12 protein-coding genes are annotated in these 12,127 nt (G+C 70.1%); 5 read left to right on the forward strand and 7 right to left on the reverse strand.

The window, feature by feature from the left end; translation table 11 throughout:
• Nucleotides 1-84: 84 nt before the first annotated feature.
• The 7 genes from ACRXBZ_RS25835 to ACRXBZ_RS25865 form a co-directional block, all read right to left on the reverse strand.
• Nucleotides 85-759, reverse strand: a complete 675-nt coding sequence (locus ACRXBZ_RS25835; protein WP_433881286.1) for an energy-coupling factor ABC transporter ATP-binding protein — start codon at nt 757-759, stop codon at nt 85-87.
• Complete coding sequence (locus tag ACRXBZ_RS25840; protein ID WP_433881287.1) at nt 756-1,877, reverse strand: thiolase family protein; 1,122 nt, start codon at nt 1,875-1,877, stop codon at nt 756-758. Before ACRXBZ_RS25840 ends, ACRXBZ_RS25835 begins: the two co-directional genes overlap by 4 nt.
• Nucleotides 1,874-3,286 carry a class I adenylate-forming enzyme family protein gene (locus tag ACRXBZ_RS25845; RefSeq protein ID WP_433881288.1) on the reverse strand — a complete coding sequence of 471 codons (1,413 nt, stop codon included), beginning with the start codon at nt 3,284-3,286 and terminating at the stop codon, nt 1,874-1,876. Before ACRXBZ_RS25845 ends, ACRXBZ_RS25840 begins: the two co-directional genes overlap by 4 nt.
• A 59-nt stretch (nt 3,287-3,345) precedes the next feature.
• Complete coding sequence (locus tag ACRXBZ_RS25850; protein ID WP_433881289.1) at nt 3,346-3,933, reverse strand: biotin transporter BioY; 588 nt, start codon at nt 3,931-3,933, stop codon at nt 3,346-3,348.
• 720 nt (nt 3,934-4,653) lie between these two features.
• Nucleotides 4,654-6,816 carry an ATP-dependent DNA helicase gene (locus ACRXBZ_RS25855; protein ID WP_433881290.1) on the reverse strand — a complete coding sequence of 721 codons (2,163 nt, stop codon included), beginning with the start codon at nt 6,814-6,816 and terminating at the stop codon, nt 4,654-4,656.
• Between the two features lie 353 nt (nt 6,817-7,169).
• Nucleotides 7,170-7,739, reverse strand: coding sequence for a nicotinamidase (locus ACRXBZ_RS25860; protein ID WP_168586810.1), 570 nt, complete (start codon nt 7,737-7,739; stop codon nt 7,170-7,172).
• A 133-nt stretch (nt 7,740-7,872) separates the two neighbouring features.
• Nucleotides 7,873-9,177 carry a nicotinate phosphoribosyltransferase gene (locus ACRXBZ_RS25865; protein ID WP_168586811.1) on the reverse strand — a complete coding sequence of 435 codons (1,305 nt, stop codon included), beginning with the start codon at nt 9,175-9,177 and terminating at the stop codon, nt 7,873-7,875.
• Between the two features lie 210 nt (nt 9,178-9,387).
• Between ACRXBZ_RS25865 and clpS the strand changes: the two genes are divergently transcribed.
• From clpS to ACRXBZ_RS25890, 5 genes are all read left to right on the forward strand, one after another.
• On the forward strand, nt 9,388-9,681 hold the full coding sequence (gene clpS / locus ACRXBZ_RS25870; protein WP_168586812.1) for an ATP-dependent Clp protease adapter ClpS: 294 nt from the start codon (nt 9,388-9,390) through the stop codon (nt 9,679-9,681).
• The gene (locus ACRXBZ_RS25875) at nt 9,682-10,245 is read left to right on the forward strand and encodes a DUF2017 domain-containing protein (RefSeq protein ID WP_433881291.1); all 564 of its coding nucleotides are present in this window, start codon (nt 9,682-9,684) and stop codon (nt 10,243-10,245) included.
• A 124-nt stretch (nt 10,246-10,369) separates the two neighbouring features.
• Nucleotides 10,370-10,567: a helix-turn-helix domain-containing protein gene (locus ACRXBZ_RS25880; RefSeq protein WP_433881292.1), complete on the forward strand. Its 198-nt coding sequence runs from the start codon at nt 10,370-10,372 to the stop codon at nt 10,565-10,567.
• Nucleotides 10,568-11,382: 815 nt separating this feature from the next.
• Nucleotides 11,383-11,574 carry a helix-turn-helix domain-containing protein gene (locus tag ACRXBZ_RS25885; protein ID WP_433881293.1) on the forward strand — a complete coding sequence of 64 codons (192 nt, stop codon included), beginning with the start codon at nt 11,383-11,385 and terminating at the stop codon, nt 11,572-11,574.
• A 152-nt stretch (nt 11,575-11,726) separates the two neighbouring features.
• Nucleotides 11,727-11,993: a transposase gene (locus ACRXBZ_RS25890; RefSeq protein ID WP_433883971.1), complete on the forward strand. Its 267-nt coding sequence runs from the start codon at nt 11,727-11,729 to the stop codon at nt 11,991-11,993.
• Nucleotides 11,994-12,127: the final 134 nt, after the last annotated feature.

A 12,127-nucleotide genomic window follows, 5' to 3' on the forward strand; every position in this document is an offset into this window, starting at 1 on the left:
CGCCACGGTGGGGACGCTGCGGTCGTTGAAGCAGGAAACTCAGTCCGCGAGGACTGAATCTCCTTCCTTCAGGGAGGAGAGAAGTCAATTGATCAGCTCCCGGTAGTACGGAATGGCCGCGGCCGGTTCGTCGTCGGCGACGACCTTGCCCGCGTCGAGCACCACCACCCGGTCGAAGTCGTCCAGCAGGTCCAGGTCGTGGGTGACCAGCACGACCTGCTGCCGCAGCCCGCCGAGGACGTCGACGAAGTGCCGCTTGTTGCGCAGGTCGAGCAGCGTCGTCGGCTCGTCGCAGACCAGCACGTCCGGCGCCAGCACCAGCATCGAGCACAGCGCCAGCAGCTGCTTCTGTCCGCCCGAAAGCTGGTGCGCCGGGTGGTCGGCGTAGCCCTCCAGCCCGTGCTGCGCCAGCACCTCCGCGGCCCGGCGCTGCCGCTCCGTCTTGGAAAGACCCTGCCTGCGCAGCGAAAACGCGACGTCTTCGCCCGCGGTGGGCATCACGATCTGGCTGTCCGGGTTGGTGAAGATGAACCCCACGCGTCGTCGCACCGCCCGGCCGTCGCGCACCGGATCCACCCCGTCGACCAGCACCCGGCCGCGGCTGGGATGCACCAGACCGTTGATCATCCGTGCCAGGGTGGATTTGCCCGAGCCATTCGCCCCGACGAACGCGACGCGCCGCTCGACCAGCCGCAGGTCCACCCCGTCCAGCACGGTGCGTTCGTCGTAGCTGTGCCCGACTTCCTGGAACTCGATCAACCTACTCGCTCCCACATCGTGGCCACGCCCAGCCCGCCGCCCGAGGACAGCGCCGCCAGGCCGATGCGCGGCCCGTCCGCCCGCACCATCCGGCTGAACAACCGCACCACCAGCACCGCGCCGGAGGCGCCCCAGGGGTGGCCGAGCGCAATGGCGCCGCCGTCGGGGCTGACCAGCTGCTCGTCGATGCCCGCGGCGTCCAGGCAGGCAAGGGCCTGCCCGGCGAAGGCCTCGTTGAACTCGACGACTCCCGGGGTGTGCCGCTTGAGCAGCTCCTGCATGGCGGGCACCGCGCCCAGGCCGAGTCGGTTCGGATCGACTCCCGACGTGCGCCAGTCCAGCAGCCGCAGCCCCGGAACGCCGAGTCGGCGGCGCTGCTCCTCGGTGGTAATCAGCACGGCGGCCGCCGCGTCGTTGATCCCGCACGAGTTCGCTGCGGTCGCGGTCCCGCCCGGGGTGAACGCGGGCCGGAAACGGGCCAGGCGTTCGGCCGTGAAACCCTCGCGCGGCCGCTCATCCGCTGCGGCGCTCCCGATCTGCACCAGCTCAGCGTCGAAGCGCCCCGCCCGTTGCGCGGCGATGGCGCGGTCGTGGCTGCGGGCGGCGAAAATGTCTTGGCGTTGCCGCGAAATCCCGGCTTCGGACGCCACGAGGTCCGCCGCCGAGCCCATGTCCGGGTCGCCGATCTCGGCCGGTGCGAACGGCGCACGGCTGTAGAAGCGGGGCGGTTCGGTCGCCGAGCGCGGTCGCCATGCCCGCCACGGCGCGGTCGACGGGCTCTCGACACCGCCGGCGATGAACCAGTCCCCGGCTCCGCCGCGGATCACCGCCGCAGCGGTGGTGATCGCGGTCAGCCCGCTCGCGCACTGCCGATCGATCGTCATGCCCGGTGTGACCTCGCCCAACCCGGCGCGCAACGCCGCCACCCGAGCAGGATTCCCACCAGGGCCGAGGACGTTGCCGAGCAGCACATCGTCCACTGTGTCCACACCGGCATCGTCGAGAACAGCGCGCAACACGGGCGCCGCGAGCCGGTCGACGGGCACGTGGCGCAGCAGCCCACCAGCCTCGCCGATCGGAGTGCGACGCGCCGCGATCACGACAGGAGTCCGGTTCACAACGCCTCCGTGCGAAGGGTTCCGGCGCGCAGGCGCTCCGCGATCATGGCGCGCGCCGGTTTGCCGGACGCCGTTCGGGGCAGGGCGCGCACTGCCAGCCAGCGCCGGGGGCGCTTCGCCGGGTCCAGCGCTCCTCGGACCCTCGCCCGCAGCTCGCGCAGGGACGGCGGGGCGACCGGGTCGATCTCGACGACCGCCGTGACGAGCTCGCCGAACCTCGGATGCGGGGTTGCGCAAACCAGCACGTCAAACACGCCTTCGGCACCGCGCAGCACCGACTCGACCTCCTCCGCGCCGACGATCCGGGCACCGGTGTTGATCGCCGACCCGGCGCGACCGAGAACGTCCAGCGAACCGTCGGAGTGCAGTGCCGCGCGGTCGCCGACCGTCGACCAGCCGTCCTCCGTCGCCGCTGGCACGATCTCGCCGCCGCGGAGGTAGCCGTCGAAGACCAGCTCGGAGCGCACCCACAGTTCCCCCACGCCGTCAACGGGATCGCGCACTTCTACGTCGACCACAGGCCGTAGCGGACCACCCCGCCGAACCGCGATCAGCGAGTGCTCCGCCGACCCGTAGTACTCGACGAGCTCGCACCCGGGAAGCACCTTGTCGAGCCGTTCCTCCAACGCTTCGTCGACCTTCGCCCCACCGCAAACCACTGTTCGCAAACCACATTCGGCCCGCAAGACCGGATCGTGTTCCAAAGTGGACAGGAGCGCCGACAGCATCGCCGGCACGAGGTGGACGGCGGTGGCCCGCCGCGAAGCGTCGGCGGCGTCGGCCACAGACCACTTGTCCAACAGCTCCACCTCGGCACCCGAATGCAGCGCGTGCAGCGCGCCGAAGAGGAACAACGACGAACCCAGCGGCCCGGGCACCAACATGCGATCCCGAGCGGCCAACGGCAGGTCGAGCGCGGCGAAGCTGCGAAGCCACGACCGTCGCGACCGGATCAGCACCTTCGGAGGGCCGCTGCTCCCGGAGGTGGTGGGCAGGTAGAAGTGCGTGAGCTCGCTGCCGACGGGCATTGAGCACGTGGCGCGAACGGTCCGTTCACTGTGGTGAGGGACCTGATCGCGTTGTTCCGTTGTGCGGAGATCGGGGGTGGGGTGAACGGCCTGTTCGTCTCGATAGGTGGCGCGAATGGTCCGTTCGCCCTCGTCGGCGGTGTGTCCGGGCCACTCGTCCAGGCTCAGCACCAGGTCTGGGCGGGCGTCGGCGAGGACCGCCGCGCGGTCACCGTCGGTCCAGGCGGGTTCGAGGAGCAGGGTCGCACAGCCCGCGAGATCCGCACCCAGGAAGTGGATCAAGCGCGTCAGCGCGTTGCCGCCCTCGAAGGCGACCCGGGAGCCGGGCGGTAGGAGCTGCGCAGCGCGGGTGGCCCGCGCGAGCAGCTCCTGGGGATCCACCGCGGTTCCGGCGTGCAAGACGCGCGAAGCGGGGGAGCGGCCGAGGATCGGTAGCACGCTCAGCCCTCGGCGGTGGCGCGGCGCGCCGAGCCGGTCAGGGCTGCCGGGACGGCGCGGTGCACCGCGACAGCGACGAGCGAGACGGCGACAAGCTTCACGGCGTCGCCGGGGAGGAACACCAGCGACTGCACCGCGGCAGCGCGCAGGTCACCGATGACCAGGCCCCAGTACGGGATGCCGAGCAGGTAGTCCACGGCGACACCGGCGACGTTGGCCGCGAGCAGCACGAACAGTCCGGGCTTGGGCAGGCTGCGCTGCACGATCAGGCCGACGACGACAGCCGCCGCCACCCAGCCCACCACGAATCCACCGCTGGGCCCGATGAACGGCGCAATGCCGCCGCGGCCACCGGACAGCAGGGGGAGGCCGATCGCGACCAGGGCGAGGAACAGGAGCGTGGCCGCACCGCCTCGGCGGGCACCCAGGATGCTGCCGGCCAGCAGCGGTCCGGCGTTCTGCAGCACAACCGGTACCGCCGCGCCGCCGAGGTAGAGGCCGGGGAAGATCCCGAGTACGGCGATGAATGCGGCGAAGACCACAGTCCTGGCCAGGTTCGCGGCCGGCGCAGCTTGGCGTGGTGCGGACACAGCGTCTCCCTAGCGGTAGATCGACAACTTGGTCGGTCGGTGGCATTGCCGGACCGGCGACCCGTGCCGCGCCCGACGAGACCGCTTCCGGCCTGTCGGAAAGCCTCCGCGACCAGCGGTTCTCGTCGAATCGGGCGCCATCGGCGCGACCCGATCGGCGCGGCGAGCTCAACCTACCCGCCAACCCCGCCGAAACATAAAGCCCAGCGCCAAGTTGTCGATCACCTACAAACCAGCCACCTCGATCCCGGCTGCCCAGGGCGGCCCGGCGTTTCGCCGGGGTGGGAGTCCGTGAGTGCGGTTCGTGCTGCGGATGCCGTTCCCGGGAACCCGTCCTGCCTGGCGGTCCAGCCGGGCGCCCTTGCGGGAGTGGTCTGGTTCTGCCTCGCCAACCGGTGTGCAGCGAACGGCCTGTTCGCCTCGATAGACGGCACGAAAGGGTCCGTTCGCTCCACACCAGCACCTCCCCAACGTCTCCCGGTACTGGACGTTGCCCGCCGGGTAGCCCTCCCGGCGATCTCCCAGGCCGTTTCGGCCGGGATGGCGCCCACTAGGTGCCAGTGCAGCCTCCGCCTTCGGCAGGCGGCGCAAGAAGTCCTCGAACGAGATCACGACGCTCCAAATCTCGGTTCCGTGCCGTCCCCGACCAGAGATTCCCGCAATTTCAATGGAAATCGGACCTCCGATTTCCATGGAAATTGCGGCGCCGCTAGACCGCCGCTAGACCTCCGCGGCGGCGGAGGACAGCCGCCGTAAGGCCCCGCGGACGACCTCCGGGTCGTGGGTGGTCCAGAACGGCGGCAGCGAGGCGCGCAGGAAACCGCCGTAGCGGGCGGTGGCCAGCCTGGGGTCCAGCACCGCGATCACGCCGCGATCGTTCGGCGCGCGCAGTAGCCGGCCGGCGCCCTGCGCCAGCAGCAGGGCGGCGTGCGTGCCCGCAACCGTGATGAACCCGTTCCCGCCGCGTTCGGACACCGCTTTCTGCCGGGCCGAGGCGAGCGGATCGTCAGGGCGCGGGAACGGGATCCGGTCCATCACGACCAGCTGCAGCGAGTCGCCGGGCACGTCCACGCCCTGCCACAGCGACAGGGTGCCGAACAGCGAGGTCTCCGGGTCTTCGGCGAACCTGCGGACCAAGAGCGCGGTCGAATCGTCCCCCTGGCACAGCACCGGCGTGCTGAGCCGCTCGCGCAGCTCTTCCGACGCCTGCTTGGCCGCGCGCATCGACGAGAACAGCCCGAGCGTGCGCCCGCCGGCTGCCTGCACCAGCTCGGTCAGCTCGTCCAGGTACTGCGATGGCAGCCCGTCGCGGCCCGGCGGCGGCAGGTGCTTGGCGATGTAGAGGATGCCGCTGCGCTGGTGTTCGAACGGAGAACCCACGTCCAGCCCGGTCCACTTGGGATCGCTGGTGTCGGAGGGCACCTCCTTCGCGGTGGCCATCCCGGAGACTGGCTGGGACTGCTGCTGTGGCGGCAGGCCCCACTGCCGGGCCAGCGTGTCGAACGAGCCGCCGAGCGCGAGCGTCGCCGATGTCAGGACCGTGGTGCGCTGCCCGAAGAGCCGTTCTCGCAGTAGCGCGCCGACCCCCAGCGGCGCGACCCGCACGCTCGGTGGGCGGTTCGGCTCCGCCGACACCCACACGACGTCGAACTGCTTCTCGTCGTCGAAGGCCTCCAGCAGCCGGACCGCGGTGTCGTGGACCTCTTCGGTGACCGCGTGCGCGAGCTTGCGCGCCGTGCTGCCCTCGGCGTCTTCCTTTCGTTCCGGGCCGAGGGCGTTGATGCAGGCCCACGCGGCGTCGCGGGTCACCGTCAGGGCGCCGCCCAGGTCCTGCGGGAGTTCTTCCAGCCGACCGGGATTCGCCGACTGCAGCACCAGATCGAGCCCCTCGGCGGCCTCGTTGAGCCGGTCGGCGACCTCTTCGTCGGTGGCCCGCCCGCAGCGCCGCGCGGCGATCCGCACCGCGCCGGCCGTCAGCTCGCTGGTGGCCGCCGAGGTAACCCGGTCCACCAGGTCGTGCGCCTCGTCGACCAGGACGACGTCGTGCTCGGGAAGCACCGGCCGGTCGTCCAAGGCGTCGATGGCCAGCAGCGCGTGGTTCGTCACGACGATGTCCGCGCGCCCGGCCTTGGCCCTGGCACGTTCGGCGAAGCAGTCGATGCCCACTGGGCAGCGGTGCACGCCGAGGCATTCCTTGGCGGTGACCGACATCTGCCGCCACGCCTGGTCGGTGACGCCGGGCACGAGCTCGTCGCGGTCGCCGGTCTCGGTTTCGGTGGCCCACTCCCGGATCCGCTTGACCTGCCGCTCCAGCGCGGACGCGGCGAAGGCGTCGAACAGCGCGCCGTCGTCGGGCTCTTCGGGAGCGTTGCCGTGCACGCGGTTCAGGCACAGGTAGTTGCGGCGGCCCTTGAGGATCGCGAACGTCGGCGGCCGGCCGATCGCGTCGGCGAGCGCGGCGGACAGCCGGGGGAGATCCCGGTCGACGAGCTGGCGCTGCAGGGCGATGGTTGCGGTCGAGACGACCACGGAGGCGCCTTCGGCGACGGCGTGCCGGATCGCCGGTACCAGGTACGCCAGCGATTTCCCGGTGCCGGTGCCGGCCTGCACGGCCAGGTGCTCGCCGGAGCCGATGGAGTGCTCGACGGCTTGGGCCATCCGGGCCTGGCCCTCGCGAGGCACGCCGCCGACCGCCCCGATCGCGATCTCCATCAGGGTCGCGAGGTCTGGGATGTCCTGTTTGGGCTTGGCGGTCAGCGGGAGTTCCGGCGCGTCCCGCTTGCCCACCTTGGCGAGGTCGGCGGCGATCTCCGGTGGCAGCTCGTCGTCTTCGTCGGGCTCGAACGCAACCGGGTCGGACCATCGCGGGATAGAGGTGGGCACGAGAAGAAACTACCGCGCACCCCTGTCCACGAGCCCCGATGCCCCGGCGAACCGCGCGCTGCTGCATGCGCTGTTAGAACCGGGCGCGGCGGGGCAGTCGTGATCTGGGAAAAACTGCAGCATCGTGGTGAGGCAATTCCGCGGAGTTCGTAGCGTCGCGCGAGTTTTTCGAAGACCCTCGGGATTTCGCCGCAGGCCCTGCACCACCCGACCCGCCTCGTCCTCGAGCACCTCGACGGCCGGTGAACTCCGCAGCTCCCCCCGCACGCCGAGGTAGCGCGTGCTCGGCCAGGCCATGCCCTCGTTCGGTCTCCCCGATGGCGCCGCCTGGTCCCTGGCCAGCGGAAACGCGGCTACCGGACCACCGGTTCGCCGATGAGGTTCACGCCCTCGGAGTCCAGCTCCGACAGCGCCGCGTCAACCGTTTCGCGGGACACACCTGCCGTCAGCTCCAGCAGCACCGTGGTCTCCAGGCCGGATCGGACCGCGTCGAGCGCCGTGGCGCGGACGCAGTGGTCGGTGGCGATGCCCACGACGTCGACCCGGCGGACGCCGTGGTCGGCGAGCCAGTCGCGCAGCGGCCGGTCCCGGAAGTCGATGCCCTCGAAACCGGAGTAGCCGTCGCTGTACTGGCCCTTCGAGAACACCGCCTCCACCGGGCCCACGTCCAGCTCGGGGTGGAACGCCGCGCCGGGGGTGCCCGCCACGCAGTGCCGCGGCCAGGAGCGGACGAAGTCCGGCTCGTCGCTGAAGTGGGCACCGGGATCGATGTGGTAGTCGCGGGTTGCCACCACATGGTCGTGGTCGAACCCCGCGAGGTACCGCGAGATCTCCGTCGCCACGCCCGCGCCGCCGGCCACCGCGAGCGATCCGCCCTCGCAGAAGTCATTCTGCACGTCCACGATGATCAAAGCCTTGGTCATCACGACCTCCTCGCCGCCGTTACCGCAATTCTGAAGCGCCCGGGAATAGATCCGTGAGTGGTTTTGGGCGCCATGGCAACCAAAATCACTCACGGGCACTGGTCCGCACCGGGCCCCGCGGGAAGCGCCGGGCTCAGGCCTCGTGGAAGACCGTCGGAATGGCCGGTTCGCCGTGCGAGAGCTTGAGCCCCTCCCACGGCAGGGTCACCAGCGCGTGCCGCAGCCGCTGCCGGTCGTCCTCCAGCGTCGGCACGTCGTCGACCCGCTTCCCGTCACGGATCAGCGGGATCTGCAGGAAGCGGTCGTGTGGCCCGAGCACCGGCTCGGCGGCGCCCGGTGCGATCTGGAAGATGACCTCCTCCACCGCGGTACCGGTTTCCTTGTGCCGCCGCACCGCCGCCTTGCGGCCGCCGCGCGACGTCTTGTGCGAGCTCCGCTTCGCGACCGGGCGGCCCTCGACCTCCACCAGCTTGTAGACCATCTCGGCGGTCGGCGCGCCGGAGCCGGTGACCAGCGCGGTGCCCACCCCGTAGCCGTCGACCGGTTCGGCGCGCAGCGAGGCGATGGCGTACTCGTCGAGGTCGCCGGAGACGACGATCCGGGTACCCGTCGCGCCGAGCCGGTCGAGCTGGTCGCGGGCCTGCCGGGCGAGCACGCCGACGTCGCCGGAGTCGATCCGGACCGCGCCAAGGCCGGTCCCGGCGACCTCCACCGCCAGCTCGATGCCGCGGGTGATGTCGTAGGTGTCGACCAGCAGCGTCGTGTCGGTGCCGAGCGAGGCGATCTGGGATTCGAAGGCGGCCCGCTCGGAGTCGTGCAGCAGGGTGAACGCGTGCGCCACGGTGCCCGCGGTCGGGATGCCGAAGCGGCGGCCCGCCTCCAGGTTCGAGGTGGCGGTGAAACCGGCGAGGTAGGCGATCCGCGCCGCCGCCACGGCCGACTCCTCGTGGGTGCGCCGCGAGCCCATCTCGATCATCCGGCGACCGTTGGCCGCCGACACCATCCGCGCCGCCGCGGCCGCGATCGCGCTGTCGTGGTTGAGGATCGACAGAATCAGCGTCTCCAGCACCACGGCCTCGGCGAACGTGCCGCGCACGGTCAGCAGCGGCGAGCCGGGAAAGAACAGCTCGCCCTCGGGGTAGCCGTCGACCTGCCCCTGGAACTGGTAGCCGCGCAGCCACTCCAGGGTCGCGTCGTCCACGACGCGGGTGGCGGCAAGCTGTTCGAGTTCCGGCTCGCCGAAGCGGAAGTTCTCGATCGCGTCCAGCATCCGGCCGGTGCCGCCGGTGACCCCGTAGCGCCGGCCGTCCGGCAGGCGCCGGGTGAACACCTCGAAGGTGCACGGGCGGAGCGCGGTGCCGTCCCGCAGCGCACTGGCGAGCATCGTCAGCTCGTACTGGTCCGTCAGCAGCGCGGTGCTGCCCGTCGGAGAGCTCATGCCGCTGAGACTAAATAGTGCCGGCCGGGGTGCGCTTGGGTGGTCACCTGGAGGAACACCGGATTCGGGGTTCCCGCAGTCGCGCGTGGTCGAATGCCGCTCGCCGGACGCACGGGTGCCGGGTGGCGGAAGTGGCGCAAACCCAGTGCGTGTGTCGGGTTTGCCCGTGCGGTCGACACTGCTGTGACGGCAGCGTGCGACGATGGAGGCATGACCTCGCCCGCTGAAATCGAGCGCGCGCAACTCGAACCGGACGCATTCGGTACCGAGGACAAGCCGTGGGTGACCGTGGTGTGGAACGACCCGGTCAACCTGATGTCCTACGTGACCTATGTGCTCCAGAAGATCTTCGGCTACACCCGGGATCACGCGACGAAGTTGATGCTGGACGTGCACCACAAGGGCAAGGCGGTGGTGTCCTCGGGCTCCAAGGAGAAGGTCGAGGGCGACGTGGCGAAGCTGCACGCCGCCGGCCTGTGGGCGACGATGCAGAAGGATTCCTGAGTGGAAGGCTGGACCCGCAAGAACGGTCACGTGCAGGCCGAGCTGTCGCAGCAGGAAGCCGCGGTCATCCGGGGTCTGGTGGGGCAGATCAAGGACATGCTCGCCGCCCGGTCCGACGAGGCGCCGAAGGACGAGCTGACAGAGCTGACCGGCATCCGCACCGGGCCGACGACGCCGCCCGAGGACCGCGTGCTGGCGCGGCTCCTACCGGACTTCTACCGGCGCGACCCGATCACCGGCGAGACCGACGAGGAAGAGTCGGACGCGGCCGGGGCGATGCGGTCGCTGCACGAGCCGGGGCTGCTGGAGGCCAAGACCGGGGTGGCCGCGCTGGTGCTGGAGACCTGCCCACCTCAGGGCGGCCGGATCAAGCTGACTGGCGAGCAGGCCGATGGCTGGCTGGCGGCGCTCAACGACGTCCGGCTGGCGCTGGGCACGGCGCTGGACGTGGCGGAGGACATGCCGGACGAGCCGCCCGACGACGACATGCGCCGCGAGCACTTGGGCGTGTACCAGTGGCTCACCTGGGTCCAAGACAGCCTCGTCGGCGCTTTGGTGGCCTGAAAAGGTAATCCAGACTTATTGATAGGGAACTCAAGGGTGTGATCTTCGTTGGTCTGGCGGGATCGCTGGTGCGCGGGATGCGCGGAGGTTATCGCCTGAGGCGCAGCAGGATCTGCGGCGCAGAGTGGTCGCGGCGGTGCATGGTGGGATGAGGCAGGTCGAGGTGGCGCGGGTGTTCGCGGTAGCGCCGCAGTCGGTGTCCGGATGGGTGCAGGTGTGGCGGAAACAGGGTTCGAAGGGTCAAACACGACCAGCTCGCCAATTGTGGTGCCGATTCGCCGGGCGGCCGACCTGGTCGGCCTACTTACTTCGTGCGGCGTGAGTTGTCTCTACGAGGCGAAGCCGGGGCATTTCGAGCGCGTTCGGGTGGCCTGAAGGTGTTATGTCGTTCTTCCTGAAGCGCAGGGTGGTCGGTGGCCGGGCGCGTGGGGCATTCGCGCCCGGTCACCGGGGGAAGGTCTGGTGCGGCGGAGGCCGGGGGAGGCGCCGCACCGGCCCGGCTGGGGAGGTCAGGTCTCGTGAGTGATCCTTCCGGTAAGAACCGGAAGGATCACTCACAAGCGTTCAGGCACACCGGTGGTGCCGCCGGGTGGGTTCTCTGGGGCGCCGGGCTCGTCTGGGTCGGCTGTGGAGATCCCGGTGGTCTGGGGGGTGTCCTTGTTCCGCCCGGTGTCTTCGTTGCGGGTTTCGGCTTCGATGTCGGCTATGAGGTGCCAGACCGTGTAGGCGGCTTCGCCGCCGCCTCCGGCGTGCTGGCCGGATCGAGAACGCGAGGGCTGTTGCGGGTAGCTGGGTGGTGAGTATGGCGAGGATCAGCAGGGTGAAGAGGACGAACGTGCTGAGCTGGGCCCAGGACATCGGTGGTTCTCCTTCGGTGGGGCGAAGGGTGGGGTCAATTTCGCGAGAAATTGACGTTCACCCGGGTGACGGTCAATTTCTCGCGAAATTGCCACCACCTGCACGAACGCACTGCGGCGATCACGAAGCGCGACGATGGCCCGTCACCCGGGGTGGGCGCAATTTCTCGCGAAATTGCGCCGTCCTCGGGTGACCACAGGCGGGTGGTGAGGGTGTGTCGGCAGCGCATGCGGGTGCGGATCCAGTCCCATTTCGGCTCCGCCGCGTTCGGCTGGGGCGGTGGCCGAGTTGATCCGGGTGCGCCACGGCGTCGTGTTGAGTTTGCGCACCGTCGGCGACTATCTGCGCTGTTGGGGTTTGTCGCCGCAGAGACCGATCCGCAGGCCTACGAGCGGGACCCCGAGGCCGTGCGCCGATGGGGGGAGGACTATCCGGCCATCGTCGCTCGCGTTTGCCGCGAGGGCGCGGTGATCTTGTGGCTGACCAGACCGGGATCCGCTCGGATGCCGCAGTGGGCCGAACCTGGGCACCGGCCGGCCGGACACCCGTGGTGGGCAAGACCGGGGAAACGGTTCAGCGTGATCACTTGGACCGTCAGGTCCAGGTGATCGTCGACGGTCATCCTGTCCACCGCCGTAAGACCGTCCGCAAGTGTCTGGACCGATCACGCTGCGGCGATCGAGATGCACTTCCTGCCCGGATACAGCCCGGAGCTCAACGCGGACGAGATCCGGGGTGCCGACCTCAAGCGGACCATGTCCACCGGCACAGCACCGAAAACCCGCGACGAGTCGAAACAAGCGGTCCGCTCCTTCCTCCACCGGCTCCAGAAGTCGCCTGGCCGAGTTCGCTTCTACTTCGGCAAATCCGAAGTCCGCTACGCCGCCTGACATCACACAATTGCCCTACGAACCAATAGAGCCTGTTGGTGGATGGTCTGGGTGGGTGGTCGCTTAGCGGAACCTGAGCGGTTCCCTGGACTGCGGGTGCCCCTCCTGACGTATGCCCAGTACGCGGCGGAGGG

This window comes from Saccharopolyspora hattusasensis, assembly GCF_050972075.1.
In the GTDB taxonomy this organism is placed as follows: Bacteria; Actinomycetota; Actinomycetes; order Mycobacteriales; family Pseudonocardiaceae; genus Saccharopolyspora; species Saccharopolyspora hattusasensis.